Genomic DNA, 26,136 nt, shown 5'->3' with positions numbered 1-26,136 from the left:
CGATCGTCATTACCCGCAGAATACATTGCAGGCCGGGACTGGGCGAGCCTGACAGTCAGTATTAAAGACGGTCCCGCATTTTCCTGTCTGACAACCGGCAAGAGCGTCAGGAACGGTCCTGAATATTGACGGAGCGGTTTCCCTTTCTGCCCACATCCTGCAAAATCATGGCCTCCCGCCTGCGGGCGGCGTGTTCGCAACCGGGATGACCTTTCATGAAAAAAGCCTTTGTGGTGGCCGTTTTCGCGCTGTGCGCCGTTCCCGTTGCGGGATGGAGCGCCCCATCTCCCGAGACCGATGCGCATTGTCCGGCACCCGTGACCGTTCCGTCCCCGACGGAACTGCCCCATATGCTGGCCATCTCGAAAGACAGGGGTTTCCTGTGGAAGATCACGAAGAATGGTCATTCCTCATGGCTTTACGGGACACTTCATGTCGGTCGGCGGGACTGGCTGCTCCCGGGACCAACCGTCCGGACCACCCTTCTGCAAAGCGATACCGTCGCTCTCGAACTGAACATGAACGATCCGGAGACGGTCAGGACACTGCAGCGGCAGGAAGATCCGGCTCGTATGCGTCATCTGATCGAAACAGGCCGCAAGGCGAAGCTGGACCGGTTCGCCGCGCTGGACTGCATCCCGGCGGAACGGTTTGCACATATGGCTGTCGGTCTGGAAGCAGCGGGGCTGACGGCCGTGTCGGCGCGGTCTGACGGCTATTATCCCGACTATGCAGTTGATGCCATCCTGACCGGCATGGCCAGGGGCATGAAAAAACCACTTGTCGCGCTGGAAAATGCCAGCAGCCAGTGGGCGCTGCTCGTGGGGGACAGTCAGGCGGATGAGGACGCCGATATTGACGACACCCTTCACGGACTGGAGACCGGCAGAATACGGAAAGACCTTCTGGTCATCGCTGGCCTCTGGGACAGCAGTAATCTGGAAAAGCTGGACCATTACCGGCAATGGTGCGACTGCCTGAACACGCCCGCCGAACGCCGCCAGATGACCGCAATGCTGGATGGGCGCAACGGCCCCATGGCGCAGAAAATCGCCAGCCTGCATGAGAGCGGTCATACCCTGTTCGTCGGGGTGGGATCACTGCACATGATCGGTGAAAAAGGACTGCCCGCCCTGCTGCGCCAGCAGGGCTTCGCCGTGGAACAGGTTCTGCCAAAACCCGCGTGAAGCAGGATCGGCGCCGGACCAGCCTGCTACGGCAGATTGGCTCTTGGGAACGGGCGACAGGACGCAGTATCATCGGCGGGAATTTCTTCCGACCCATGACAGGCGCCTCTGAACAATGAAACGTATCGTCCGGCGGTTTCTGCGCAGTTCTTCCCCTTCCCCGCAAACTGCCCCGTCCGTGCTCCCGCCGCAGATCGAGGAAATCCGGGAAAAGGCGCTGAAAGGGCACCATCTGGAGATCGTCCTGTGGGGGAAGGTGCTGCTGGACAGCGTGCACGTTCCCAAGGACCCGGTTGCCGCGCTGGAATGGTTCACGATCGCGGCCAATGCCGGATACGGCTCCGGCCACAACATGCGGGGCCGGTGCTTCCAGTTTGGCTGGGGATGCGAAAAGAATCTCCAGGAGGCCGCGCGCTGCTATGACGCCGCGGCGCAGGCGGGAGATGAATGGGGACGGTACAATCTGGGCATTCTGACCATGCGCGGGATCGGGATGGATCAGGACCTCAGACGCGCGCTCACCCTGTTCCGCACGGCGGCGGAAAACGGACATCCGAAATCCATGAACCTGTATGCACGGTTTCTGGAGGAAGGATGGGAGGTGCGGCAGAACCGCACGGCAGCGCTGGACTGGTACAGGCGTTCAGCGGAAGGAGGCGATTACCGTGGCCAGCACAATCATGCGACCGCCCTTCTGGACGCCGGACATGTCAGGGAGGCACTGGAATGGTGGCGCAGGGCCGTCGTGGATGCGACGTCCGACATTCTTCTCGCCATGGACCGGACCCTGACCGCACTGGGGCCACGCGGGGATGCCGCCCTTCTGGAAACAGTCCATGCACGGCTTGCGGAGATGGGTATTGCAATCCCCGCACACCCGTCGGACAGGACAACGCCGGAATAAGACATCCCGTCCCAGGCGAAATAGAACGGGACCGGCGCCTCTCCGGTCCCGGAAAATCTCAGTAATTGGCGGAAATGTTGAAGAGGAAGGAACGCCCGATAGAGGGCGTGGCGCGGTTGCTGAACAGGCTGCCATAGTTCAGGCGGTTGTCGAGATTGTAGCCGTTCATCGCGACGCGCCAGCGCTTGGTGATGTTATGGGAAATGACGGCATCCCATTCCACTGTGGCGGGAACACGCGCCGTGTTGGCCGCGTCCAGCCAGACACCTTCGCGCCATGTCAGTCCGCCACCGAACATCAGATTATAGGGTTTGCCCGGAGCGAACGTGTAGGTGGACCAGATGGTGGCGGAGTTCTTGGGCGCATACTGGATCCGCTTGCCCACATCCGCCGCCGTCCCGGCGAGCGTCTTGGCATCATAGAAGGCATAGGTGCCGATCATGGTCCAGTTCTTCATGATCTCGCCCGAGATGCTGAGTTCGACACCCTGGTTGCGCTGCCGGTCACTGGAAGACGTGACGTCACCGGTCGCAGCATCCGTCTGAAGGGAGTTGCCTTTTTCTAGACGGAAGACGGACGCCGCGAAGCCCATACGACCGTGGAATGCGTTATATTTCGCGCCGAGCTCATACAGGCTGCTGCGTTCAGGCTTGAAGCCTTCGGTAGAGGATTTCAGGGGTTCGGAACTGTTGGTGACATACAGGCCCAGCGGGGTCGTGGACTGTGCCCAGTTGAAATAGACCATCGTATTGTCATTGGGCGTGTACATCAGACTGACGGTCGGATTGAAAGTATCCTGATCCTGCCCGAAGGATTCCCCGTTCCCAGCCGTACCGCCATTGGCGGAATAATGGCTGTTCCAGTGATCCCAGCGAAAACCGCCCTTGATGGAAAAGACGGGCAGAAGCCACATCTGTTCGGAGAAGAACGCTCCAACATCCGTAGCGTCACCCGTCTTGTACAAGGCATGCCCGACCCCGGAAATATTGACGAGATTGCCTGCATACTGTCCGACCGTGCCAAGCAGCAGACCAGGCTGATAGGCCGAGGGACTGACGAGGCTTGTGGTGTCTTTCTGCGTGCCGTTCTGTCCGTTGAAATTATAGGCATAGTTCGTGCGGCGGTCGTAAACATGGGAGACATCCCATCCCGCAATCATCTGATGCCTGATGCTCCCGGTCGAGAAACGCGCCACACCCGAAAAGACATTCTGCACGGACCAGTCATTCTGCTGATAGGGCTCCGGCCCGCCAACGCCGCCACGACGGCTGATCATAGCGGAAGAAGGGTCGCTGCCAAAATACGCCGCGGTACAGGTAGCGTCACAGGACGCCTGGGAAGACGAAAAATACCGCTCGTACATGCCGCCGCGCGTATCATTGTACAGCGTGATATGGCTGTTGATGTCGTATTTCATGCGACCGGTCAGCATGTCCACGTTGGAGGCATCCTGATCATAGGTCGTGCCGTACCAGTTGGTGCGTTTGATGCCGTATTCCGTCACAGGCAGGCCGATGGACGTGCCGGGCTTCGTGACGACCGGAACACCGTAATCGGGAATGCGGTTATCGGTCTGGTGGAAATATTCGATCGTATAGGTCAGCGGCTTGCCAAGACCGAAGGCGATGGACGGCGCAATGCCCCAGCGGTGGGAATAAAGATGGTCACGGCCGACAGTATTGTTCTCGTTCCCCATGCCCGTGATGCGGATGGCCGTGGACTCGCCGATCTGCTTGTTGAAATCGAGGGTACCGCGATAATACTGGCCCGAACCGCCCGAGAAACCGCCGCTGTAACTGTCACCGAGATGGGCAACCTTCGTGGTGATGTTGATGGCGCCCCCCGTTGTCCCGTTTCCGAAGACTTCCGAAGATGGCCCCTTGATGACGGAGATATGGTCGTAATCGAAGCTGTCGCGGGTATAGACGCCAAAATCCCGCAGGCCGTTTTCATAGATGTCATTCTGGGCCTGGAAGCCGCGGATCAGGAACTGGTCCCCGCTCATGCCACCTTCCCCTTCTCCCACCGAGGACGTCACGCCGGGAACGTTACGCAAAGCCTCGTCGAGGGATTTGACGTTCTGCTGCTCCATCAGGATTTTCGGAACCACATTGATGGTCTGGGGCGTATGCAGGACATCCTGCGGCATCCGGCCGAGACCGATCGGCTCCTGAAGGGTATTCATCGGAGAACCGACGACACGCAGATGCTCGACGGAACCTGCTTCTGTCGCTCCGGGCCTGTCATCCTTTTTCTTCTGCGCATCATGGGCAGCGGCCGGCCGCGGGGTATCCTTTTTCTGCCCCGAACGGGATGCGCCCCTGTTGTTCTTGTGCCGTGGCGCTTTCGGATCATGCGTGACGTCCTGCGCATAAGAGACTGTCGTCCAGGCCAGCGTCAGGCTGGTAGCAGCCGCAAGCGAGAGACGACCAAGAGAGCAACCGGATATTCTGGATGGCATGACAACGTTTCCCAACAAACTGTTGGAATTCTTAAAAAACAAGTGCGACTGATTCTCAATAACCCCACAAAAGCAAATGCGAAGAATTTGCATCTGATAGACAGATAAAAGACGTTCTGTGACATGAATGACACAGAACGTCTGGATACCCCCGGCGCACGCACGGGTTCAGCGCCTGTTTTCAGCAGGAAACAGAATGATTTACCGGAATGACAGGCCGTTCAGCAGCCGAAAATGTCGCGGGCCTTCCTGGCATCGCGGGCGATCTGCGCCTTGAGTTCATCAAGACCGGAAAAACGCTTTTCTTCACGGAGGAGAGCCAGCAGGGCCACACTCAGCGTCTGACCATACAGGTCCTCGTCAAAATCGAAGAGATGCGCTTCGAGCCGACTTTCCTGTCCGTCATTGATGGTCGGGCGGCGGCCGATATTGGCCACGCCAGGCAGTACGCGGCCGTCCGGTAACGTGACCAGTACGGCATAGACACCGCGGGCCGGCTCAAGCAGACGGCCCAGCGGAACATTGGCTGTCGGGAAACCCAGCAGGCGGCCACGCTGGTCACCATGCATGACCGGGCCGACAACGGACCACGGACGGCCCAGTTCCTCGGCAGCACGCTCGGGATACCCTTCCTGCAGAAGGCGTCGGATGCGGCTGGACGAAATCGGGCCGCCTTCATCTGTAAGCTGCGGAACGACGGTCAGGCCAATGCCATGCGGGGCGAGCATGTTTTCCAGCGTCTCGACATTGCCTGTCCGGCGGTGACCGAAGGCGAAATCGCCGCCACAGGCCACATGGGACACGCCAAGCCCCTCAAGAAGGATATCCTGAACGAACTGCCCTGCACTCAGATGGGAGAGTTGCGTGTCAAAAGGGATCTGGAACACATGCTGTACGCCATGCTCGCCCAGCGTTTCGGCCCGGGTAGACGCAAGCATCAGGCGGAAGGACGGGTCCTGCGGACGGAACAGTTCCCGCGGATGAGGCTCGAACGTCACGACGGACAGGGGATGATCCGGCCGCGCGGTATGCAGAGCGTGCAGCAGATGGACATGACCGCGATGAACGCCGTCGAAATTGCCCAGCGCCGCGACAGTCCCGCGCGCCGTGTCAGGAATATTCCGCCAGTCGGTATGCAGGATCATGACGGCAGGTGAAAGGCTGTGGTGACGGCATCGAGATCAGGGGCCTGCGGGACACCAGGATGCGGAACCGTTCCGTCCTGTGGCCGCACGATCTGGCAGACGGTCAGGCCCGCATCCTGCGCGGCGTCCAGTTCGCCCCCGATATCGGAGAGGAACAGGATATCCGCCGGCGCAAGCCGCACGGCTTCTGCGATTTTCGCATAGGATGAGGCTTCCTTCTTGCTTCCCGTGGAAAGGTCGAAGAAATCCGCGAAAAGTGGCGTCAGATCGCCCTGTTCCGTGTGGCCGTAGAGCAGTTTCTGCGATGGAATGGAGCCGGATGAATAGACCGCCAGTTTCAGCCCCCCCTGGCCCAGTCCTGCAGGGTCGGCGCGACATCGGGGTAAAGCGCGGCCCGGAGCGTGCCGTCTTCAAAGCCCTCACGCCATGTCATGCCCTGGAGGGTCTTGAGCGGAGCGGCCTTTATGTCCTTCGCCATCCAGTCCTGACAGACCTTCAGCGGATCGACACCGGGATATTCCACGGCAATATCCGCACGCGCGGCCACCACCTGCGAATCGGTATGGTCTTCCAGCAGGGTCGGAAGCGCTCTGGCGGCATAGGGAAACATGACGTCCCGCACGAAAGAGATCGGCAGGGTAGTGCCTTCGATATCAAGCAGGACGAGACGGATCATGTCGGACTTTCGGGTGATTTTTATCAGACGCCAGCAGGAATTTCCGCCGGGAAACGTTCGGCAATGTCGTCACCGGTATATTGCGCGATCCAGCCGGTTGTATCCGTAAAGACGCGCAGCGCTACAACATCAGGACTGGGACCGGCATCGAACCAGTGAGGAATGCCAGCGGGAACGGAGATCAGGTCACCCTGTTCGCACAGAACCGAATAGATCCTGCTGCCGATATGAAGGATAAACGCCCCTTTCCCATGCACAAAGAACCGGACCTCGTCTTCACTATGGGTATGCTCGGACAGGAATTTCTTCCGGAGCTCTGCAATGTTCGGAGTCTGGCTATTGATCCGCACGACATCCGCACTGCCCGCGCCGGTCTCACCCATCAGCGTATCGAGATAGGGACGGTAAGCGTCCAGGATTTCTCCGGCCGGCGCATCCGCCGGAGGGGTCATGGGCGGGGTCCAGCGCTCGAAGCGGATGTGATGCGGGCGCAGTGTCTCGGCCATCTCACTGGGTGCCGTGACATCCAGCAAAATCGCGTCGGGCCTGTCGTCCCGGTAAACAGTCAGACGGCTCATGGGATCAGCCTTTTTTCTGAAGACGGGCCAGTTTGCACGCCAGCAGGAACTCCAGCCCTTCGAGCCGGGCCAGCGCCGTGAACATGTCCTTGCCCCAGACATAGACGCCATGACCGCGGATCAGGTAGCCCATCCGCATCTTCGGCAGTTCCGGCGCCACGACATCAGCAAGACGCGCGATGTCCTGATCGTTGTCGAACAGCGGCAGAGTAAGAGTCGCCGCGTGCATGGTCTGTCCCTCGAAAACCTTGAGGATCTCGTAATCCGAGAATGTCAGGGCGCGCGTGGGTTCATCCATCGAAAGGATGGTGGCCGCAACGGAATGACCATGCAAGACGGCGCCGATGGACGGATCATGGGCGTAGAGCTGCGTATGAAGCAGGGTCTCGGCGCTCGAGCGGTCACCGTCACGGACAGGCGTACCGTCGGGATGGACTCCGATCACGTCGTCTTCCGTCAGGAAGCCCTTGTGACAGCCAGAGCGGGTGATGGCGATACGGCCATCCTCCAGCCTGCGCGACAGGTTTCCCGCCGTGGCCGGAACCCAGCCGCTCTGGTCCATACGCTGGCCTGCGCGCACGATGTCACGCGCGGCGGAAACCCATGTTCCGTCCGTCATGGACTGCCGCATCAGACCTGTGTGCGGTGCGTGTCGCTGCTGGTCGTCTGGCTGTAGCCGGACGGCTGCTGACCGGGAGGCGGAATATGTCCGGGAGGCTGCGGGTTCGCCTCCGGCGCATTCATGGATTCATCATCCGCCATATTCTTCTTGAAGGATTTGATACCCTTCGCGAAGTCTCCCATCAGACCGCTGATCTTGCCACCGCCGCCAAACACGACAAGCAGAACGACCGCCAGAATCAGCCAGTGAACGGGGCTCATACTGCCCATAGTGTCATACTCCGAAAAGCCAAGGCTCTCCTCATGTGGCAAGGCTGGAGCGATTGTGCAAGCACTGGTTCAGGACGCATCGTTCATGTCCGCGAGAGAGATGCGGGGGGAAATGAAGCCATAGGTCGGATAGGCCCGTCGTCCGACGGCATGGACAGGCGCCCACCAGACACGCACCAGCGTCCAGTCATGGGAGGGGGAAATGTCGGTGATCGGGACGTTGCGGTCGATCCGGCCCGGCTCCCAGTTGGCATGATCGACCAGAATCGTCCGGTCGGAAACCTGTCGCCGGACAATGGAAACATGCCCGCTCGGAACGCGGGAGGTTGCGCGGAAGACCAGTACCTCACCCGGCCGGGGCACATGGGTATGGGCATAGCGCCCGGCGGACTGACGCCACCACGATGCAGCGGTTCCGCTCAGTTTCAGACCGGTCCGGGCACGGGCGTAGGGCGCGCACTGGAGCGGCCCGTTAAAACTGGCGCGGCTGTATTCCCGTCCTCCCCCACAGGCTGCGAGGCTGAGGAGGAGAAGGACGGAAAGTTTCTTCACGGTCGGCTCCTGAAAGCGATGATCCGGTCTTCCGCCTCATCGGGGTCCATGTCGAGGGCAGCCTGCGCCACATCGCGCGAAAAGCCGTTCCGGGCGAAGATGCCCAGTGCCTTCATCGGCTCTTCCTCCGGTCGATCGGGACGGCGGAAGGGACCAAGACACCGCTTGCGCGCGAGCACAAGGGCCGCTGCCAGTTCGGCCTCGCGGGCACTTTCATCGGCCCGGGCACCGAGCGACTCGTCCAAAGCATTCTGCGTGGTGTTCTGATCCACGCCTTTCGTAACGAGATGGGCGGCAACGGCACGGCGGGAACGCCCCGTCCGGGTCAGGCTCAGGGCCCGAGAGCGGGCAAAACCGGCATCGTCGATGGCGCCAAGCTGCGCCATGCTGCCCAAAACGTCCTCGATGGCGGGCCTCAGAGCCGCGATCATGGCTTCGATATCTTCCGCCATCATGCCGCCCCGCTCTGCCCGTACGCCCCAGCGCCGCAGGCGACGGTCGAGCACCTGTCTCAGCCCCTGCTCGGTCGTGGCGAAACGGGCGACGTGGGCCAGCGCGGTCTCGCGCAGGGTCCTGGCATCCGGAGCGGGTGGGATCTCGTCCATAGGGAATGGATTATGGGACGCGGAGGGCATTTACGGCAAGGCTGTATGACGCCATCATTCCCGCCATGAGCGACTCTCTTTCCGCCCGTCTTGACGCGGCCGTCTCCGCCCTTCCCGTCCGCTTCCCCGGCCCCGGCGGCGCTGTGGCCGTCCTGAAGGACGGAGAGGTTCTGGTGCGACATGGATGGGGATATGCCAATGCGGAACGGCACATCCCCTTTACGCCATCCTCGCTGTTCCGGATGTGCTCGATCACCAAGCAGTTCACCTGCGGCGTCCTGCTGGACCTGTTCGGCAACCCGTCCGAACTGGACGGCGATGTGGATGACCGCCTGCCACAACTGGACGAACCCGCCCCCGGACTACTGCACCTGGCGCACAACCAGTCCGGGCTGAGGGATTACTGGGCGGTGGCGATGCTGCATGGTGCACCGGTCGAGGGGTATTTCGGGGACCGGGAAGCAGAGCGCGTCATCAACGGAACGCGGACGCTCCAGTTCCAGCCCGGCACGTCCTATTCCTATGTGAACCAGAATTTCCGGCTGATCTCCGACATCCTTCAGGACCGGACGGATCGCGGATTCGCCGAGCTGCTCCAGACCTCGATCTTCAATCCGGTCGGAATGGAACGGGCCTTTCTGGCGGCCGAGACGCGGGCCATGCCGGATGGCACGGTAGGATATGAAGGGTCCGTGGAGAGCGGATTCTGCCCTGCGGTCAACAATATCTACTGGACCGGGGATGCCGGTCTGGGGGCATCGCTGGATGACATGATCGCATGGGAAAAGTTCATTGATGCCACGCGTGACGCTCCGGACGGGCTCTACAACCGGCTGAGCGCGCCCGTGACATTCCGGGACGGAGTGAACGCGCCTTACGGGTTCGGCCTGCAACGCACGACCATGTTCGGTCGTGACGTGACGATGCATGGCGGCGCGCTGAGGGGCTGGCGGTCTCACAGGCTGCATGTCGCGTCCGAACGGATCTCGGTCGTGGTCATGTTCAATCACATGTCCGCCACTCAGGTAGCCTCCGCGCAGGTTCTGGCCGCGGTTCTGGGTGTCCCGTATGAAGCGGACCGCACTACACAGCAGCCCGATGCACTCTATGGCACCTATCTGGAACGGGAGACCGGACTTTCGGCACGGATCGAACCGGCACCGGACGGTGCGCGTCTGCGCTACATGATGATTCCGGAAATGCTCGACGGCCTTTCACCGGACCGGGCGCAGGGTACGGGCGTGACCGTCACCGCGCAGGGCGACGAGGTGCGGATGGAGCGGCCGGGAGAAAACCGTACCGGAATCCTGACGCGCTGCGACACCACACCCGGCGAAAGCATCGAGGATCTGGACGGCGTCTATCGCTGCGAGGAACTGGACGAGGCCGCCGTCACGGTCACCCTTGCGGGAGGCGTACTCTATGGCGGCTTCTCGGGCATTCTGGGAGACGGACGGATGGAACCGCTCCAGCGGCTCGCACGGGATGTCTGGGTTCTGCCCTGCCCGCGCGCACTGGACCACACCGCACCGGGAGACTGGACACTGGCCTTCGAGCGGGACTCCACGGGCGTCAACGCCGTGCGCGTCGGATGCTGGCTGGCGCGTGATCTGCTTTATCAACGTGTCTGAATCGTAAAGTGGGGGTTTGACGGATCGATTTTCTGCCCCACAATAGTTCAGCGGAGTTTTCAGGCCCTGCCCCGGGCATACCGGTGCAGGGTTTTTCAGTTCCGCCTTCCTGTTTTTTTGCAACCTGTTCCAACCCAAAATCGAGATCCATCATGATCCCCGCTCTCATGCCCAATTACAAACGTGCCGACCTTGCTTTCGAGCAGGGCGAAGGCGTCTGGCTGACGGCGACGAACGGACGACGATATCTCGATTTCGGGGCCGGCATCGCGGTGTCCTCCCTGGGGCATGCCCACCCGAAACTGGTGAAAGCCATTGCGGATCAGGCTGCCAAGGTCATGCACGTCTCGAACCTGTACCGGATTCCGGAGGGGGAACGCCTGGCAGAGACGCTGGTCGAAAATACGTTCGCGGACTCGGTCCTGTTCTGCAACTCCGGCGCCGAGGCGAATGAGGGCATGGCGAAGCTCATGCGCCGCGCACAGTTCGAGAACGGCCATCCGGAGCGCACCCGCATCCTGTGCTTCAACGGGGCATTCCATGGCCGGACACTGGCCATGATCTCCGCCACCGGCAATCCGGCCTACCAGAAAGGCTTCGGGCCGGTTGTGGAAGGTTTCGATCACGCCCCGTTCAGCAACTCCAACACCCTGCGCGCCGCGATCACGCCGGAAACGGCAGGCATCATCGTCGAACCCGTTCAGGGCGAAAGCGGCATCAAGCCCGCCACGAAGGAATTCATGGCAGCCCTGCGCGCCGTCTGTGACGAATACGGGCTCTATCTCGGCTTCGATGAGGTCCAGACCGGCGTGGGCCGGACGGGCAAACTGTTCGCGCATGAGTGGTATGGCGTGAAGCCGGATGTGATTTCCGTCGCCAAGGGGCTGGGCGGGGGTTTCCCGATCGGAGCCGTTCTGGCCACGGAGGCGCTGGCGAAGCACCTGACGCCGGGAACGCACGGCACCACCTTCGGAGGCAATCCGCTGGCCTGTTCGGCCGGGCTGACGGTTCTGGGGGAAATCCTGTCGCCCGGTTTCCTGGAGCAGGTCCGCAGGGTCGGAGACGCTTTCGGCGTCATGCTCGAAGATGTGGTCAGGCGGTCAGGCGGGATTTTTGACGGGGTCCGCGGGATCGGCCTGATGCGGGGACTGCACTGTGTTCCGCCCGTCGGAGAAGTCGTGGCGGCGGTTCTGGACCAGCAGCTTCTGACGGTCACGGCGGGAGACAATGTCCTGCGTCTGGTGCCCCCCCTGATCGTGACGGAAGACGACTGCCGCGAGGCCTGTGAACGGCTGGTGAAAGCCGCGCAGATTCTCGCCGCAGAAACAGCAGACAAGCAGGAGAAGGTTTCGTGAGTTCGGCAGATGCACCCCGGATGACCAGCAACGAACAGCAGGCGCCCCGCCATTTCCTTGACCTGAAGGATTTTGAACCGTCAGTCATCCGGCACATCCTGGATCTTTCCGCTCATGTAAAGGCACTGCAGAACGGTCGCCGCAACCCCATGCATCCGGACCGTCCTCTGGAAGGGCGCACGCTGGGTCTCATGCTCGCCCAGCCCTCCACCCGGACCCGGGTTTCCTTCGAGGTCGGCATGGGCCAGCTTGGAGGATCGGTTTCGGTCCTGTCTCCCGGTGACATGCAGCTTGGCCGGGGCGAAAGCATTGCCGATACGGCACGCGTCCTGTCGCGGTTTCTGGACGTGATCGTCCTGCGGACAGGCAAGGACGCAAACCTGCGCGAACTGGCGAAATGGAGCACGGTCCCGGTCATCAACGGCCTGACACCCGTGTCCCATCCGATCCAGATCCTCGCGGATGTCCTGACCTTCGAGGAACATCGCGGCCCGATCAAGGACAGGACCCTCGCCTGGGTCGGGGATGGCAACAATGTCGCGACGTCCCTGATGGAAGGCGCGGCCCTGCTGGGGTTCAATGTCCGTCTAGCCACGCCCGAGGCCTTCGCTCCGAGTGAAAGCGCGGTCGCCTGGGCGCGGGCACACGGAGCGAAGATCGACGTCTTCACGGACCCGTCTGAAGCCGTTGCGGGCGCAGACGCCGTCCTGACGGATACATGGGTCAGCATGGGGGACAAGGACCGTGAAACACGGCTGAAATCCTTCCGCCCGTATCAGGTGGATACGGCCCTGATGGCGAAAGCTGCGCCCGATGCCCTGTTCCTGCACTGCCTGCCTGCCCATATCGGAGAAGAAGTGACGTCGAAGGTTTTCGAAAGCCCGGCGTCCGTCGTTTTCGAGGAGGCGGAAAACCGCCTGCATACGCAGAAGGGTCTGCTGCTCTGGGCCCTTGGGAGAGACAGCATCTGATGGATACGCCAGCATTCCTTGACACAAACCGCCCGGCTGTTCCCAATCTAGTGGTGGCGGGCGGTATCGTCCCATTCCATCTGGAGCACTCGCCCGTTCGGGGGCGGCTTGTCCGTCTTGGACCACTGGCCGATGCCCTTCTGTCCCGCCACGCCGAAAATCCCGACGCGGTTCTGACACTCATGGGCAAGGCCGTAGCCCTGGTGGCCGCCATGGCTTCCGCCCTGAAGTTCAAGGGCTCCTTCTCCCTTCAGGTCAAGGGAGACGGTCCGGTCTCCCTTCTTGCGGCCGACGCCACCGATACGGGGGATGTCCGGAGCTTTGCCCGGCTGGAGGAAAACGCCGATCGTGAAGCGCTTCCCGAAACGGATCGTGGTCTGCTCGGAAATGGCTATCTGGCGTTCACGGTCGATCAGGGGGCGGAGATGGAACGCCACCAGGGCATCGTGGAACTCACGGGGGGCACGCTGGCCGACATGGCCATGCATTACTTCCAGACCAGCGAGCAGCATGACTGCTGGATCAAACTGTTCTGCCGGAAAACGGTGGACGGATGGCAGGCGGGCGCACTTGTTCTGGAGCGGATCGCGGAAGAGGGCGGCATAGAAAACGCGCATCCCGAAACCCGCGACGATGACGCCTGGGAGACAGCCTGCACATTCGGGGAAACCCTTCAGGACACCGAACTGTTCGACGAAACGCTGGGAAGCGATACGTTGATCTTTCGGCTGTTCGGGACGTTGGGTGTCCAGGTCGCGCCGCCGCGGGCCCTGGCTTATGGCTGCCGGTGCAGCCGCGCGCGGCTGGCCTCCGTTCTGGAACGGTTCGGAACGGACGATCTGGACCATATGGCGGAAGACGGGACCATTACGATGAAATGCGAGTTCTGCAACACGGATTTCCGTTTCGCGCGCGATGAACTGGGGAAGCAGCCTGAATGACTGTCCCGCTGCTTGAGGGAGTCCGGCTCGATGATGCTCCGGTCGAGCGGCTGTATCCCGGCTGGGTGGCACTGAGTCGCCAGCCCGCGGCTGAGAGTTTCGAGGCGGTTGTCCTGCAGGATGAGCAGAGCGGCCGGCAGGCCTGCTGGTGGCTGGAAAACGACAGTTATGTCGGAAGCCACGTCATGGTTCTGGAAGCGGATGTCCAGAACCGCCTCCTGACAGGGATGGACCCAGTGTTCTGGCCACTGGCTGAAGGCGTTCTGGCAGGAAACAGCCGCGAAGACGCCAGCCGGTTCGTGACGGACCTGGCGCAGCCGGCCCTGAATGAACTGACAGGCGCGTGGCTCAATCGCCATGCCCCCCATACGATCCTTATGCCGCCTCCCGCCCCTGACAATGGAGACGCCCTGACCTGTCCGGACGGGCGTGTCATCAAGGAAAACCGGCTAAAGATCCTGCTGTCATCCCGTCGGGGCAGTGAGGCGCTGGTCGTCGCGTCTCCCTTCTCTGACCTGCCCTTACGAGCGCAGCTGTCCATGCCTGTGGCCGGATACACGGCCTATCGCTTCCATGACGAAGCCGAACAGATCGTATTCTACCTGATCTGGAACGATGGACAGCCTGATCGTCGACCTTCCTTCTATTACCCGCAGGGACCGCTTCTCATCAGTGAAGATCCGCTGGGAGCCTTCCTGCCAAGCTTCATTCTGGGCTGGTATGCCACGCATCCGGATCATGCAGAGGCCATTCGGGCTGCCCGGCCGTTCCGTCCGGAGGATTTCGGCGTAGGACAAGCCTCGAAGCGAAGTTTCGCAAAGCCGGACAATACGGCCCCGCCACCATCGGACCAGAAGCCCGATAACGAGGCCCCCCGTCCGAATGAGCCACCACCTCAGATGAGCGACACTTCCGGGACGAAAAACGCGGATTCACCCCACGAAGCGTCAGAAAAGTCTTTCCTTCCCCCTCAGCCGGCACCCGCACAACCCTCCACTCCACCGTCTGCGACGAATAAAGGCTGGACAGGACGCCTCAAATCATTGTTCAGACGCACCTGAAGCAGAATAGAGGAAGTCAGGGCTATGGGTTTGCGCTACTGGGCCGGAGCAGCAGTTCTGGCGTTTTCTCTCGGACTGGCCGGGTGCAGCGGCGACAGCGGCACACAGACATTTCCGCCAGCGGATTACAGCTATCTGTCCACGCTGCATCTGAACGTAGCAAACATCAATATACAGGACGAGGCTGTCCCCGCCCCCGGTTCCCTGTCATCCAAGGCTCCGACGCCACCTGACCAGGCCTTGAAAACGATGGCGACCCAGAGGCTGATGGCCAGCGGGGCTTCCGGCAAGGCTGATTTCATCATCCGGCAGGCCTATATCGAACCAGCTGGTGGCAATGCCATTTCCGGTGCGCTGGATGTGCAGCTGAATGTCGCTGACGCCAATAACCAGCACACAGGCTATATTCACGCCCGCATCACCCGCAAGCTTGATGCCGGAGACAGGGATCCGACTTCCCGGGCAGAACTGTATGACCTGACCAACCGCATGATGCAGGACATGAATGTGGAACTGGAATTCCAGATCCGCAAAAAACTGCTGAACTGGATGACGGACGCGACAGGGAATCCGCTTGTAGGCGGGGGCGTCCAGCAGCAGACACTGGGCGCACCGGGAACAGAACCTGCAGCAGCCGTTCCTGCCGCTTCCCCTGCTGCCGGCAGCACGACGGCCACCACGCCTTCCATCACAATGCCGGTTGTCACAACGCCGGACGTCAAAGTGTCCACACCGGATCTCGATCAACCCTCTGCGACCACAAATACGGCGGCGCCATCCGCCACAGCCCCGACGGAGCCGGATGCCATTTTCCCGACAGGTGGCGAAGGCAGCGAAGAGGGCGGCACGACAACCACATCATCAGGCGCACGGCAGCATTCTCCCGCACCCGGAACATTGCAGCTTCCTTCCGCAACGCAGGGCAGCACGTCCGGCCAGTAAGGGACACCCCCGCGCGGAACGTCTTTTCAGGCTGCGGAAAGACGTTCGCTCAAGGCATTGTTTATTGGAAAGCCACCCGTAATTCGTGGAATATCCATTTTCAGAACATTCCCCCTGTTTTTCTGGAGTACCGTGTGCCGCCAAAGGAATCGATCCTTCCTCGTCCGTTACGTCGCAGTTTTGTAAAAGGCCTTCTGGGAACCACGTCTTTCTGGTTCCTGCCGGAAAATCTGCACTGGGCGGAAGCACTCGCACGGGATGCTGAAAAACCCTATCAGCCCGCATTCTTCACGCCTGCGGAATATCGTTTCGTGGATGCCGCGAGTGAACGTCTCTTCCCGCAGGACCAGTACGGCCCCGGAGCGCACATGCTCGGCGTGGCGGAGTTCATCGACCGGCAGATGGATACGCCTTACGGAAAGGGCAGCACTTGGTACATGTCCGGTCCATTCCAGCAGGGTCCGGCCAATCTGGGGTATCAGCTTCCCTTCACTCCGCAGGACCTGTACCGCCACGGCATCGCGCAGGCCGACGCCTATACCAGACAGCAACACGGAAAGGTCTTTGCGGATCTATCCCCGCTCGAACAGGATGAAGTCCTGACGGCGCTGGAAGGTGGGTCGCTGGTTCTGGGGGATGTTCCCGGGCGGGTCTTTTTCGAGCAGCTCCGGACCAACACGCTCGAAGGCGCCTTCGCGGACCCCCTCTATGGTGGAAACCGCCGGATGGGCGGCTGGACGATGCTGGGCTTCCCCGGCGCAAGGGCGGACTTCATGGACTGGGTCAATCAGGACGGGGCGCCCTACCCGCTTGGTCCTGTCTCCATCAATGGCGAACAGGCCTGAAGGTTTCCCATGAGCACCAAACATGCAGATGCCATCGTCATCGGGGCGGGATGGGCCGGTTCCATCCTGGCCAAGGAACTGACCGAAGCCGGTCTGTCCGTCATCATGCTGGAACGTGGCGGAGAACGGGTTACAGCGGTGGAAGGGGCCTATCCCTCATCCATTGATGAACTCCGCGGCGCCATCCGCAAGCGGCTGTTTCAGGACCTGTCACAGTCCACCGTCACCATCCGCAATACCATCGACCAGACTGCCCTGCCCTATCGTCAGCTTGCGGCATTCCTGCCAGGTGAAGGCGTGGGCGGCGCGGGACTTCACTGGTCGGGCGTACATTTCCGTGTCGCACCGGATGACCTGCGCCTGCGCAGCGCCACCATAGAGCGGTACGGAGAAAAGTTCATTCCCGAAGGCATGAACCTTCAGGATTATGGTGTCACCTATGAAGAGCTGGAGCCGTTTTTCTACAAAGCGGAAAAAGTTTTCGGCACGTCCGGCGTTGCCTACACCGTAAAGGGGAAGAAAGTCGGGGACGGGAACGTTTTTGCTCCGGACCGGGATGAGGACTTCCCACTTCCCCCCATGAAAGACACGTTCTCCGCCGCCACCTTCCGGACCGCCGCCGCACAGGCGGGATACCACCCCTACGCCCTGCCCGCGGCCAATGCGTCCCGCCCCTATACCAACACCTATGGCTGCCAGATGGGGCCCTGCAATTTCTGCGGATATTGCAGCGGATATGACTGTTACCTCTATTCCAAGGCGTCACCGAATGTGAACATCCTGCCCGCCCTGCGGCAGGACCCACGATTCAGTCTGATTTCCAACGCGCATGTCACGCGCATCACACTGGACAGCACCCGCACGAAAGCAACGGGGGTGACCTATCTGGACACGAAAACCCGCAAGGAAATCTCACTCTCGGCCGATCTGGTCATTCTGAGTGCGTTCCAGTTTCACAACGTTCATCTCATGCTGCTGTCCGGGATCGGAAAGCCGTACGATCCCGTCAGCAATACCGGCACGATAGGACGCAATTTCGTTTACCAGACGATCACCTCGTCGCGCGTCTGGCTTCCACCCTCCCGCTATACGAACCAGTTCGTCGGTGCCGGTGGGGCCGGTGTGGCCATTGACGATTTCAACAGCATGAACTTCGATCACGGACCGCTCGGTTTTGTCGGGGGATCGCCGGTCTGGGTGAATCAGGCAGGCCTCAAGCCCATCGCCGCCGCCGTTTCCACCGGCGGTGGCGGCACACCGCGCTGGGGATCAGCCTACAAAGGCGCACTGATTGACAGTTACCGTCATTCCATCGGGATCGATGCCCATGGCAGCAACATGGCGTACCGGGATGTCTATTTGGACCTGGACCCGACCTGGAAGGACGCTTACGGGCAGCCGTTACTGCGCATGACCTTCACCTGGAAGGACAATGACATCCGCATGAACCAGTATGTCGTCAGCAAAATCGAACCGATTGCCCGCGCCATGGGGGCGACAAAAATGAATCTGGTTCATCTGAATCAGGGAGAGCCGTTCGATACCCGCCGTTACCAGACAACCCATCTGGGCGGAGGCGCCATCATGGGAACGGACCCGAAAACCAGCGCCCTGAACCGCTACCTCCAGAGCTGGGACGTTTCGAACCTTTTCGTTATCGGATCAAACGCCTTCCCGCAGGGAATGGGATATAACCCCACTGGCATGGTGGCGGCGCTGGCCTACTGGGCCGCTTACCATATCCGCACGACCTATCTGAAATCCCCGGGCCCGCTGGTGGACGCATGAAGCGTATCCTGTCGCTGACGGCCGCCGGCACATCGCTCGTTCTCGGGCTTTCCGTCGCGGAAGCCGCAGCTCCCGATCAGTCCCTGATCGAAAAAGGACATTATCTGGCAGCAGCTTCCGACTGCGCAGCCTGCCACTCCACCAAGGGCCGCCCAGCTTATTCCGGGGGGACGTCCTTTTCGCTGCCGATCGGGAAAATCTATTCCACGAACATTACCCCAGACCCGGATCACGGCATTGGCCGTTATTCGGAAGCCGAATTCGCTCGCGCCCTCCGTCAGGGTATCCGGCGGGACGGCGCCACACTTTACCCCGCCATGCCCTACCCGTCCTATGCGCGCCTGACGGATGAGGATATCCAAGCCCTCTATGCCTATTTCCACGATGGCGTAAAGGCCGCAGCGGTTTCACCACCATCCAACGAAATCACCTGGCCGCTCTCAATGCGCTGGCCACTGACTTTCTGGCGCTGGATGTTCGCTCCTGCCCCCGCCAAGGCCCAGACCACAACGCTGAAGGAATATACCGATCCCCAGCTGGCCCGGGGTGCATATCTTGTGGAAGGCCCGGCACATTGCGGTGCCTGTCATTCCCCGCGAGCCATCACGATGCAGGAAAAAGCCCTGACATCATCCGAGAGTCCGCAATATCTCGCGGGCGGAGCAGAAGTGGATGGTTGGATGCCGCCTTCGCTGCGGCAGGAAGACCGGACAGGTCTTGGCCGGTGGTCGGAAGAAGATATCGTTGCTTTTCTGAAGACGGGCAGAAATGCCAGAAGCGCCAGTTTCGGCTCCATGACCGAAGCCGTCATGCATGGCACGCAACATCTGACGGATGCCGACCTGACAGCGATCGCCAAATATCTGCTGAGCCTCCCGCCCACCCGGCAGGGCGAAGACAAATGGCAGAATGACCCTGCCACGGCCAATGCCCTGCACAGGGCCGATCTCTCACAGAGGGGCGCCAAGGTTTACGTGGATCGCTGTGCGGCCTGCCATCGCACGGATGGCAAAGGCTATCCTTCTGTCTTTCCGCCCCTGGCCGGTAATCCTGTCGTGATGGGAGAAGACCCGGCGTCCCTCGTTCATATCGTCCAGCGCGGCGCAGCATTACCAGGCATGGAGGCAGCGCCCTCCGGCTTCACGATGCCGAGCTTCGGGAAAAAGCTGAGCGACGAGGACATCGCGGATGTCGTGACATTCATCCGTCAGGCATGGGGCAACAAAGCGCCTGCCGTCAGTGCGGATGATGTTCGCAAACTGAAAGCAAGCATGCCACCCCCCAACATGGCAGACGGCAATCTTTCCCTGAACTGAAACAAACAGCCCGCGGGATCAGTCCCACGGGCTGTTCCTGTAACGTCACGGCAGAAAACGATACAGAACACATCCCTGATAACCGCTACCGCCAATAGAGCGCACATTTGTTGCGGACGCAGAATATGCACCGCCGCCGCCTGCACCAAAGCGGGTAGCGTCTTTGCCAGCCTGATTGCCGCACCGTCCACCACCACCCCAGGGGCCGCCCCCCATAGCCTGAAAACGTATAAGCCCCGCTCTGGCCATCCCCACCGGATGTCCCGGTCTGATCCCAGAGCGTCCCACCGGAGGCAAGACCTCCCGTCCCGCCCGCAGAGCCATCCGTACTGTAAAACAGTCCGCCCTGCCCTCCTTCAGCCTGAAGAAGGGTCTGCCCCTCATAACTCACAAGCGTCGGCCCGCCGGTCTGCTCCGAAGGGCCGCCCCGTCCGACTGTCACGGATAGCCCCCCGCCTGTGGGACTGACGGCATAAACACCCCAGGCATCGCCTCCCGCCCCACCACCGGCACCGCAGAATGATCCTGTCGTATCCGTCGCAAGAGAGGACGATCCACCCCCACCGCCGCCAATGGCCCGGAGTTCAACCCGCGTTGCCCATGCTGGAACGGTCATGGATGTGTCTGCCATGATGATGGCCATGGGTTCAGCCACCGCCTTCAGCAGAGTCTGCGTCGCCAGTTCGGGAAGCGTCGGCCAGAAACACGCTCCGGCTGGGGCGTAATACCCGCCAGTGTCGTCACCCCCTGCGCCACCGTCAGGGTGTAAAGCGCCACGACACATCCGCCAGCCGGCGCCTGCGGGGCCACGGTAGACACCACGAACGTCATGCCGGCCTGCCGCCGCGTCGGTAGCGCAGTCCCGTCATTACCAATCCCGGCCTGTGTCTGCGCAGGATTGGAAACATTGAAAAATGGCAGAAGGGTCTGGTCAACGTCCTGCTCGGAACAGACGGCAAAAACCGTATAGGTCGCGCCGCTTCCCACCAGCATGACCGTCTGGGCGGCCGGATTGATATACTGGCACGTCACCGTGGCGCCATCCGCTTCCAGGCCGCCGCCATTCCCTCCCAGCGTCTGCACATCCATGACGCCCGGCGCCGTGATGGAGCCCGCCCCGACGGTCACCGCCAGACTGTCCGAAGACAGGGCGCAGGTCAGACCGGTCGCTGCCGTAACACCCGAACCGTAAACCATGTCGGCCATCTGCCCGATGCTGCTTTTCCCGTGCCGACCGACCCGAAGAAGATCCGTATCGAGCGGAACCGAACCCGCATAAACTATTGCCCGATCCATTACGTCTCCATCCTGACCCAGCCCGTCACGCCTATGGCCTTCGTCTGTTCAATAACCCGCAGAACAGCCTCCCTGCCGGAAGCCGATCCCATCCCCGTTTCCACAAAGAACTGCCCACCCTGCAGGCTGCCGTAACGCAGCCCCGCGCAGCCATAGCCATACCCGCCCCCCAGGGCAGGGGCATTTCCCGTCCCGAAGGCATGACAGTCACTGGCGTTCTGCGGCTCAATGAGAACTGGCTCCACACCGGTCACCCCCAACAGCGCATCCCGAACCGCTCGCCGCGTATTTTTCGTCGCAATCAGGGACGAGACGATGCGTGCATGATATGCGGAATCGCTTTCCTGCGTCTGGCGCGGCAGTTCCCCGCTGCCAAAATAATCCTCGGCGGCCATGTCCAGAAAACCACCGCTCATGTCTGAAAGCCGCATCTGGCTTTCGCAATCCTGAGCCAGCGTCCAGATACCCGCCAGCACCGACGCAAAACCACGCAGCATCGCCACCAGAACAGGCGCCTGTTCCTCTTCCAGCCCCTGCGGAGGCGCAGGAAACCATCCGATCGGCAGCAGACTTCTCAGACGGTTCGCAAAATCATCAATCGATCCGGGGATAACACCCGTATCCAGCAGCGCCTTGCCATCCGTGGCCTGCAAAGGTTCGCCCTGACGGTCGTAAACTACAGCCATCGCTCACCAATGGAATCCGGTAATCCGCTCCGTTGATGTTGATGTGCAGAAATCCGCCATCAGCCGTCGCGGGCAAAGCCCCGCCCGCGTTGGAAACAGGAGACGTGATCTGCAGCTCTCCACCCGCCCCCGGGAAAAGCCCCAGATTGGTCGAGCCATCCTGACCCGCCTGAACATAGAGCCCTGCCGCCTGTGTCCCGGTTCCGGCCTGAACCTGAAGCATATTCGTCGGATTTTCCGAACTCGCGACGGAAAAAAGCGTGGCCCCCTCGATATTGCTGAACAGGATTCCATCATCCACGAATTCCTGCCGCACACCACTGGCATGCTCAGTCACGGTCGAGCGGATGAACGCTCCAACATTTCCACCCGTCTGGCCCGACACGGTTTCAGGCGTATGCCATTCCAGCGCATGGTTCCGCGCCAGCGAAACAGCCGAGCCATATCCGGTGTCTTTCCCGTCCGTCCCGCTCAGGGCCGTCGCCCCGAAGACAATCCCCGTCTGCCACGCATTCGGATTTGGAAACGAACACGATCCCCGCCGCCGCGTCCGATGTTCCGGATGTCTGTCCGCCCCCTGCACCAAGCTGAAGCGCATAGACTCCCCCGCCAACATTCGGTGAGTACGGCGTGGACTGCCCGATCGCCAGCCCACCCAGATTGACGGCCTCAAGCTCCATACAGAAAGTCGGCTGATAATTGACATTCGGCAGACGCCACGCTTCCCCGTAATAGGCATAGGCCGTCGTCGTCGTGGGCACGGTCGTATCATCGGCGACGCCCCAGGACGCAACCCCGATGGAGCTGGGCTGAAACCCCAGCGTCGCTTCTCCTTCCTTTGCATCCGACGTTCGGGAAGCCGCAACGAAAGCACTGTTCCCATACCGGGCGACAGACGCGCACTGTGCGTCCTGCAAGGCCCACGGACCAATGGACGTCTTCGCCATGGTCTCGGACAGCCAGTCACTGGCGGATGACGCCTCCCGGTCGCTCAGGGCAGGATTTTCCGCCACCACACCAACCAGGAGCCGGTCCGCAAGGCGACTGACATGTGCGCCACGATCCGCGTAGAATTCCCCTGTCGCCTGCGAAACGGCTGGCGCCCCGGCAATCTGGGAAGCCGTCGCATTGACAGTCCGTTTGCCCGTGGCATCCGCCAGAACCAGAACCTCATCGCCGGTCAGGGTATCAAGTTTCGAATACGTATTGAATACTGGCATGGCCTTCCTCACGGCTTCATCCCGTCAGGGACGAAAGCCAGTCCGTTCAGTTCTGGATAACGGTGATCTGGATATTTCCGGCAACAAATGCCTGTTGACCATTCGCGGGAATATCGGCCTGTTCACCATTCAGGAGAACATTCAGAACCGATGTCACCGACACACCGGCCCCCACATAGGCCAGATAGGACAGACGGCTATACGCATACCCGTCCCCCACGTCCGTAGCAGCAATATCCTGCATTATGGCCGTTTGAATGGCGCTCCGGGCCTGCGTCACCGGGACCGAAGCCGGAACGGTGACCGTCATGGAAACATCCATGGTCATCACGGCGGGAGGCTGCACACAGAACCCGACGCCCAGCGCCCGTACGGCATCAATCGCCGCATAGGCGTTCGCCAGCAGCTGATCGGATGGCGCGCCACTTCCATCATTGATGACCGCCGTGAAATACCCGCAACGGGATGTTCCATCCGCAGCAACGCCGTCCCGAAGGGCATAGCGCAGATTGGTCTGGACACCTTCCACCGCATTCCCGACCGCCATCCGGCTGGCAGTCGCCTTTGCCGCAAGCCACAGCGGAAAACGCGCCCGAACCTGTGCATCCGTTTCCTGATCGGAACTATTCAGGAGCGCGGATTCATTGGTGACCGTATCAATCCCGGAAACGGCTGTTCCCATCAGACAGAGTGCACCCGCCGACACATTCCCGGAACATCCCGCAACATCACACTGCACCGGCACGGATACCGCGCCCACCCCGGCCGGCCGGACATACCCTCCGGCATCCGGAGACCAGCCTGCAAGCGTGCTATCCTTCACCACCGAAAAGGACAGACCGGAGACCGTACGTACCTTCACGCCCGGCACAACGACCGCCGACTGGCTCCCCGGTGAAAAGGACGTCATGACAACCATGCCCGTAGCGGCTGTCCCCGGAAGGCGTGTCATCCCGAAATCATTGATGAAGCTGTCACAATCTGCCCCCGAGGACGTGGACAGCCGCGTCCGCATCATCAGTTGCAGCAGCAGATACTGAAGCCACAGACCAATTCCGCTGACACTCTCCACAAGCGCACGGGCCGGAGAACCGACCGAAACATCGATCAGCTGAGTACAGGACGCCTGCGCCGTCGCCACTGCCGTGGAGACCGTCGTCGCAAACGAACGAAGAGAAAGAGACATTACATCACCCTGGCACACCGGCCCATGGCCCGTACCTTTTTCAGGAAGAAAAACCGAAATCCTGCTGCTGCCCGCTTGCGGCATCCACATAAGAGACCCGGCACACACAGCCTCCCCCGTCCTGAGCCGTCACGGTCACCGTCACGCCCTGAGAGGCATCCACGCCGGCATCCACCATAACCTGCGCCTGAATGACCGCTTCCATAGTCCGCGTATCAACAACCTGCCCGACCATTGCAGCCAGCCCGGCTCCATAATCCGGCTGCCAGATATATTGTCCGGGTATGGTCAGAAGCCTGCGCAAAAGACCCTGCCGGACCTGCTCCACATCCGAAACAAGCTCCAGCCTCCCATGATCCAGCGTGAGATCGGCCCCGAAAAAATGCCCGATCGCACTCATCCGGTCGGTCCTTCCGTCTTTTCAGTCCCAAGAACAGGAACATGATCGTTCAGGGAATGCTGATCCGTCCTGACATCGCCGCCCGTTACCGTCAGACCTGACGGTCCCAGAACCAGCGCCCCCCCCCCGACTGACAACCGGATTTCATCATTCTGTATGACCATTCGGGCATTTCCCGCCCCGACCGCCACATCATCCGGCCCGACATGCCACCAGTCCCCATTGCCAGATGGCCCGCCCGGCAGCTGTCCCGGCGTGACAGGCGGCGCACCACATCCAGCCCGGACAAGCATTTCTCCCGGCTGCGCAACACGACCTGTCCAGGGCGAAACCGGTGCCGTGACAACCGTGTCGTAAACAGCCCCCGTCACCACCAGATGCTCTCCATCACCTTCCAGAGGCTGCAGCACGACATGCGTGCCAGGCGCCGAAGGACAGGACAGACGCAGATCCCCGGCCTGCACACCCCCCATATCGGGAAGCCAGCCCGTCTCCACGTCATCCGGCTGAAGCCTGACCCTGACCGCATGATTCACGGGATCGACCGCCGAAACGATTCCAAAAACCGTGTGAGCCGTCCTGTTCAGAAGCGACACCGCATCAAACCGTGCATCACTCACGTTACGCTCCCTCCACGATCTCTCAGGACAACTTCCTGTACGAACCCCTTTTCCAGCGAAAAACGGGATATCACCTGATCCACACCCAGAACCCGCTCCTCACGCCCGGCCGCCACTCTCAGGAACTGACGTGGCTCCAGCCCCGGCACACCGGGCAAAGACAACCGGACTGACAGACCATGCGCTGCAATCCGGTCATATTTTCCCTTGGCCAACCGCCTGAGATCGTCCTGCCGCCGCCCCGGAACACGAAAGGAATGAACACCCCCCCTCCGCTGGCGCATCCTGCGAAAAATGCACCCCGTCGTAATAGGCATGCGTCCCGCTCCGCTGACGGGAATCCCACGACGCCAGAGTGAAGGCAAGATCCGCCGCCGTCTGGAAACGATGCTGCGACAGCAGGGCACTGCGCCTGTATTCCACCTGCCAGAATTGCCCGCTCATCCATGACGCCTGATCGTCCGGCAGGCTGATATCCGCCGACAACCCGGCCGCGCCCGCCATAACCAAAAGAAGATCAGACACGGTATGGTTCAGCCACCCGTCCCGCACCCGAAGATCCATGAGCGCCGCCAGCGCATCCCGACATTCCACGTCAAGGAAGCCCTGCTCGGGAGAATACTGGAGATGGTCCACAAACCCTTCAAACAGGATCTGCCAGTCCGTTTCTTCCGCCTCACGGTCCCGCATCTGCACAACAAGCCATTTCCGTGTCGGACAACTCTCCTCAAACCAGCGCCGCTCCGTCACATCCGCAACGGGCCTGACCGCAAACCGCACAAACGCAGCATCACAGGCCTGATAACGGTTTGAATCGATTTCAAACCGTTCCGGAAAAAGATCACTGTCCTCACCCCCATCCATCAACACCCGAACTTC

Annotated in this window: 28 protein-coding genes and 1 pseudogene; 11 read left to right on the top strand and 18 right to left on the bottom strand. The window is 61.1% G+C overall.

Annotated elements, in window-relative coordinates:
* The first annotated feature begins 215 nt into the window (after nt 1-215).
* On the top strand, nt 216-1,187 hold the full coding sequence (locus GMO_RS12520; RefSeq protein WP_008852804.1) for a TraB/GumN family protein: 972 nt from the start codon (nt 216-218) through the stop codon (nt 1,185-1,187).
* A 115-nt stretch (nt 1,188-1,302) separates the two neighbouring features.
* Nucleotides 1,303-2,091: a tetratricopeptide repeat protein gene (locus GMO_RS12515; RefSeq protein WP_008852803.1), complete on the top strand. Its 789-nt coding sequence runs from the start codon at nt 1,303-1,305 to the stop codon at nt 2,089-2,091.
* Nucleotides 2,092-2,149: 58 nt separating this feature from the next.
* Here the strand turns inward: GMO_RS12515 and GMO_RS12510 are convergent, their stop codons facing one another.
* The 8 genes and pseudogenes from GMO_RS12510 to GMO_RS12475 all read right to left on the bottom strand — a co-directional run bounded on the left by GMO_RS12510 (nt 2,150) and on the right by GMO_RS12475 (nt 8,999).
* Nucleotides 2,150-4,552, bottom strand: coding sequence for a TonB-dependent receptor (locus GMO_RS12510; protein ID WP_040509661.1), 2,403 nt, complete (start codon nt 4,550-4,552; stop codon nt 2,150-2,152).
* A gap of 221 nt (nt 4,553-4,773) precedes the next feature.
* On the bottom strand, nt 4,774-5,697 hold the full coding sequence (locus GMO_RS12505) for a bifunctional riboflavin kinase/FAD synthetase (RefSeq protein ID WP_008852801.1): 924 nt from the start codon (nt 5,695-5,697) through the stop codon (nt 4,774-4,776).
* Nucleotides 5,694-6,373: pseudogene (mtnC, locus tag GMO_RS12500) on the bottom strand (acireductone synthase). The gene GMO_RS12505 and the pseudogene mtnC overlap by 4 nt, the downstream one beginning before the upstream one ends.
* Before the next feature lie 23 nt (nt 6,374-6,396).
* Complete coding sequence (locus GMO_RS12495) at nt 6,397-6,951, bottom strand: 1,2-dihydroxy-3-keto-5-methylthiopentene dioxygenase (protein ID WP_008852798.1); 555 nt, start codon at nt 6,949-6,951, stop codon at nt 6,397-6,399.
* A gap of 4 nt (nt 6,952-6,955) precedes the next feature.
* Entirely contained in the window at nt 6,956-7,582 is a 627-nt protein-coding gene (locus GMO_RS12490; protein WP_008852797.1) for a methylthioribulose 1-phosphate dehydratase, read from the bottom strand.
* The gene (locus GMO_RS12485; RefSeq protein ID WP_040509658.1) at nt 7,582-7,842 is read right to left on the bottom strand and encodes a twin-arginine translocase TatA/TatE family subunit; all 261 of its coding nucleotides are present in this window, start codon (nt 7,840-7,842) and stop codon (nt 7,582-7,584) included. Before GMO_RS12485 ends, GMO_RS12490 begins: the two co-directional genes overlap by 1 nt.
* 69 nt (nt 7,843-7,911) lie before the next feature.
* A complete protein-coding gene (locus GMO_RS12480; RefSeq protein WP_008852795.1) occupies nt 7,912-8,394 on the bottom strand; it encodes a CHAP domain-containing protein in 483 nt (160 codons plus the stop codon).
* Nucleotides 8,391-8,999: a regulatory protein RecX gene (locus GMO_RS12475; RefSeq protein WP_008852794.1), complete on the bottom strand. Its 609-nt coding sequence runs from the start codon at nt 8,997-8,999 to the stop codon at nt 8,391-8,393. Before GMO_RS12475 ends, GMO_RS12480 begins: the two co-directional genes overlap by 4 nt.
* Nucleotides 9,000-9,064: 65 nt before the next feature.
* Here GMO_RS12475 and GMO_RS12470 point away from each other — a divergent pair, with 65 nt between their 5' ends.
* The 9 genes from GMO_RS12470 to GMO_RS12430 all read left to right on the top strand — a co-directional run bounded on the left by GMO_RS12470 (nt 9,065) and on the right by GMO_RS12430 (nt 19,849).
* Entirely contained in the window at nt 9,065-10,630 is a 1,566-nt protein-coding gene (locus tag GMO_RS12470) for a D-aminopeptidase (protein ID WP_040509717.1), read from the top strand.
* 152 nt (nt 10,631-10,782) lie between these two features.
* Nucleotides 10,783-11,985, top strand: a complete 1,203-nt coding sequence (locus GMO_RS12465) for an aspartate aminotransferase family protein (protein WP_008852792.1) — start codon at nt 10,783-10,785, stop codon at nt 11,983-11,985.
* A 20-nt stretch (nt 11,986-12,005) separates the two neighbouring features.
* Nucleotides 12,006-12,956 (top strand): ornithine carbamoyltransferase, encoded by a 951-nt coding sequence (argF, locus tag GMO_RS12460; protein ID WP_008852791.1) that lies wholly within the window; start codon nt 12,006-12,008, stop codon nt 12,954-12,956.
* Nucleotides 12,956-13,897 carry an Hsp33 family molecular chaperone HslO gene (hslO, locus tag GMO_RS12455; protein ID WP_008852790.1) on the top strand — a complete coding sequence of 314 codons (942 nt, stop codon included), beginning with the start codon at nt 12,956-12,958 and terminating at the stop codon, nt 13,895-13,897. The genes argF and hslO overlap by 1 nt, the downstream gene beginning before the upstream one ends.
* Entirely contained in the window at nt 13,894-14,958 is a 1,065-nt protein-coding gene (locus tag GMO_RS12450) for a hypothetical protein (protein ID WP_008852789.1), read from the top strand. Before hslO ends, GMO_RS12450 begins: the two co-directional genes overlap by 4 nt.
* A 24-nt stretch (nt 14,959-14,982) precedes the next feature.
* A complete protein-coding gene (locus GMO_RS12445) occupies nt 14,983-15,900 on the top strand; it encodes a hypothetical protein (protein ID WP_008852788.1) in 918 nt (305 codons plus the stop codon).
* Between the two features lie 134 nt (nt 15,901-16,034).
* Nucleotides 16,035-16,745: a gluconate 2-dehydrogenase subunit 3 family protein gene (locus GMO_RS12440; RefSeq protein ID WP_008852787.1), complete on the top strand. Its 711-nt coding sequence runs from the start codon at nt 16,035-16,037 to the stop codon at nt 16,743-16,745.
* 9 nt (nt 16,746-16,754) lie between these two features.
* Nucleotides 16,755-18,533, top strand: a complete 1,779-nt coding sequence (locus tag GMO_RS12435; protein WP_008852786.1) for a GMC family oxidoreductase — start codon at nt 16,755-16,757, stop codon at nt 18,531-18,533.
* Nucleotides 18,530-19,849: a cytochrome c gene (locus GMO_RS12430; RefSeq protein WP_008852785.1), complete on the top strand. Its 1,320-nt coding sequence runs from the start codon at nt 18,530-18,532 to the stop codon at nt 19,847-19,849. Before GMO_RS12435 ends, GMO_RS12430 begins: the two co-directional genes overlap by 4 nt.
* 85 nt (nt 19,850-19,934) lie before the next feature.
* Here GMO_RS12430 and GMO_RS14810 read toward each other — a convergent pair whose 3' ends face one another.
* From GMO_RS14810 to GMO_RS12395, 10 genes are read right to left on the bottom strand one after another with little or no spacing between them, the layout of a single operon-like run.
* Nucleotides 19,935-20,504 (bottom strand): glycine-rich domain-containing protein, encoded by a 570-nt coding sequence (locus GMO_RS14810; protein ID WP_245528502.1) that lies wholly within the window; start codon nt 20,502-20,504, stop codon nt 19,935-19,937.
* 5 nt (nt 20,505-20,509) lie between these two features.
* Nucleotides 20,510-21,145: a hypothetical protein gene (locus tag GMO_RS14805; protein WP_008852783.1), complete on the bottom strand. Its 636-nt coding sequence runs from the start codon at nt 21,143-21,145 to the stop codon at nt 20,510-20,512.
* A complete protein-coding gene (locus GMO_RS12420) occupies nt 21,145-21,831 on the bottom strand; it encodes a hypothetical protein (RefSeq protein ID WP_040509653.1) in 687 nt (228 codons plus the stop codon). Before GMO_RS12420 ends, GMO_RS14805 begins: the two co-directional genes overlap by 1 nt.
* Complete coding sequence (locus GMO_RS14800; protein ID WP_008852781.1) at nt 21,740-22,216, bottom strand: hypothetical protein; 477 nt, start codon at nt 22,214-22,216, stop codon at nt 21,740-21,742. The genes GMO_RS12420 and GMO_RS14800 overlap by 92 nt, the downstream gene beginning before the upstream one ends.
* A gap of 4 nt (nt 22,217-22,220) precedes the next feature.
* Nucleotides 22,221-23,051 carry a hypothetical protein gene (locus GMO_RS12415; protein WP_245528501.1) on the bottom strand — a complete coding sequence of 277 codons (831 nt, stop codon included), beginning with the start codon at nt 23,049-23,051 and terminating at the stop codon, nt 22,221-22,223.
* A gap of 46 nt (nt 23,052-23,097) precedes the next feature.
* Complete coding sequence (locus GMO_RS12410) at nt 23,098-24,237, bottom strand: baseplate J/gp47 family protein (RefSeq protein ID WP_008852779.1); 1,140 nt, start codon at nt 24,235-24,237, stop codon at nt 23,098-23,100.
* Between the two features lie 40 nt (nt 24,238-24,277).
* Complete coding sequence (locus GMO_RS12405; RefSeq protein ID WP_008852778.1) at nt 24,278-24,637, bottom strand: tail protein; 360 nt, start codon at nt 24,635-24,637, stop codon at nt 24,278-24,280.
* Nucleotides 24,634-25,257: a baseplate assembly protein gene (locus tag GMO_RS12400; protein WP_008852777.1), complete on the bottom strand. Its 624-nt coding sequence runs from the start codon at nt 25,255-25,257 to the stop codon at nt 24,634-24,636. The genes GMO_RS12405 and GMO_RS12400 overlap by 4 nt, the downstream gene beginning before the upstream one ends.
* Nucleotides 25,254-25,472 carry a hypothetical protein gene (locus GMO_RS14795; protein ID WP_008852776.1) on the bottom strand — a complete coding sequence of 73 codons (219 nt, stop codon included), beginning with the start codon at nt 25,470-25,472 and terminating at the stop codon, nt 25,254-25,256. The genes GMO_RS12400 and GMO_RS14795 overlap by 4 nt, the downstream gene beginning before the upstream one ends.
* Nucleotides 25,453-26,127 carry a hypothetical protein gene (locus tag GMO_RS12395; protein ID WP_245528500.1) on the bottom strand — a complete coding sequence of 225 codons (675 nt, stop codon included), beginning with the start codon at nt 26,125-26,127 and terminating at the stop codon, nt 25,453-25,455. Before GMO_RS12395 ends, GMO_RS14795 begins: the two co-directional genes overlap by 20 nt.
* Nucleotides 26,128-26,136 lie beyond the last annotated feature (9 nt).

The organism is Gluconobacter morbifer G707 (assembly GCF_000234355.1).
Lineage (GTDB): Bacteria > Pseudomonadota > Alphaproteobacteria > Acetobacterales > Acetobacteraceae > Gluconobacter > Gluconobacter morbifer.
Note: the sequence above shows the minus strand (reverse complement) of the source record. Positions and strands in the feature narration are given on the sequence as shown.

Excerpts from the sequence above, each read along its gene's own strand:
- GMO_RS12520 (WP_008852804.1), top strand. The coding sequence starts at position 216 with ATGAAAAAAGCCTTTGTGGTGGCCGTTTTCGCGCTGTGCGCCGTTCCC.
- GMO_RS12515 (WP_008852803.1), top strand. The coding sequence starts at position 1,303 with ATGAAACGTATCGTCCGGCGGTTTCTGCGCAGTTCTTCCCCTTCCCCG.
- GMO_RS12510 (WP_040509661.1), bottom strand. The coding sequence starts at position 4,552 with ATGCCATCCAGAATATCCGGTTGCTCTCTTGGTCGTCTCTCGCTTGCG.
- GMO_RS12505 (WP_008852801.1), bottom strand. The coding sequence starts at position 5,697 with ATGATCCTGCATACCGACTGGCGGAATATTCCTGACACGGCGCGCGGG.
- GMO_RS12495 (WP_008852798.1), bottom strand. The coding sequence starts at position 6,951 with ATGAGCCGTCTGACTGTTTACCGGGACGACAGGCCCGACGCGATTTTG.
- GMO_RS12490 (WP_008852797.1), bottom strand. The coding sequence starts at position 7,582 with ATGCGGCAGTCCATGACGGACGGAACATGGGTTTCCGCCGCGCGTGAC.
- GMO_RS12485 (WP_040509658.1), bottom strand. The coding sequence starts at position 7,842 with ATGGGCAGTATGAGCCCCGTTCACTGGCTGATTCTGGCGGTCGTTCTG.
- GMO_RS12475 (WP_008852794.1), bottom strand. The coding sequence starts at position 8,999 with ATGGACGAGATCCCACCCGCTCCGGATGCCAGGACCCTGCGCGAGACC.
- GMO_RS12470 (WP_040509717.1), top strand. The coding sequence starts at position 9,065 with ATGAGCGACTCTCTTTCCGCCCGTCTTGACGCGGCCGTCTCCGCCCTT.
- GMO_RS12465 (WP_008852792.1), top strand. The coding sequence starts at position 10,783 with ATGATCCCCGCTCTCATGCCCAATTACAAACGTGCCGACCTTGCTTTC.
- argF (WP_008852791.1), top strand. The coding sequence starts at position 12,006 with ATGACCAGCAACGAACAGCAGGCGCCCCGCCATTTCCTTGACCTGAAG.
- hslO (WP_008852790.1), top strand. The coding sequence starts at position 12,956 with ATGGATACGCCAGCATTCCTTGACACAAACCGCCCGGCTGTTCCCAAT.
- GMO_RS12450 (WP_008852789.1), top strand. The coding sequence starts at position 13,894 with ATGACTGTCCCGCTGCTTGAGGGAGTCCGGCTCGATGATGCTCCGGTC.
- GMO_RS12445 (WP_008852788.1), top strand. The coding sequence starts at position 14,983 with ATGGGTTTGCGCTACTGGGCCGGAGCAGCAGTTCTGGCGTTTTCTCTC.
- GMO_RS12435 (WP_008852786.1), top strand. The coding sequence starts at position 16,755 with ATGAGCACCAAACATGCAGATGCCATCGTCATCGGGGCGGGATGGGCC.
- GMO_RS12430 (WP_008852785.1), top strand. The coding sequence starts at position 18,530 with ATGAAGCGTATCCTGTCGCTGACGGCCGCCGGCACATCGCTCGTTCTC.
- GMO_RS14805 (WP_008852783.1), bottom strand. The coding sequence starts at position 21,145 with ATGGATCGGGCAATAGTTTATGCGGGTTCGGTTCCGCTCGATACGGAT.
- GMO_RS12420 (WP_040509653.1), bottom strand. The coding sequence starts at position 21,831 with ATGGCTGTAGTTTACGACCGTCAGGGCGAACCTTTGCAGGCCACGGAT.
- GMO_RS12415 (WP_245528501.1), bottom strand. The coding sequence starts at position 23,051 with ATGCCAGTATTCAATACGTATTCGAAACTTGATACCCTGACCGGCGAT.
- GMO_RS12410 (WP_008852779.1), bottom strand. The coding sequence starts at position 24,237 with ATGTCTCTTTCTCTTCGTTCGTTTGCGACGACGGTCTCCACGGCAGTG.
- GMO_RS12405 (WP_008852778.1), bottom strand. The coding sequence starts at position 24,637 with ATGAGTGCGATCGGGCATTTTTTCGGGGCCGATCTCACGCTGGATCAT.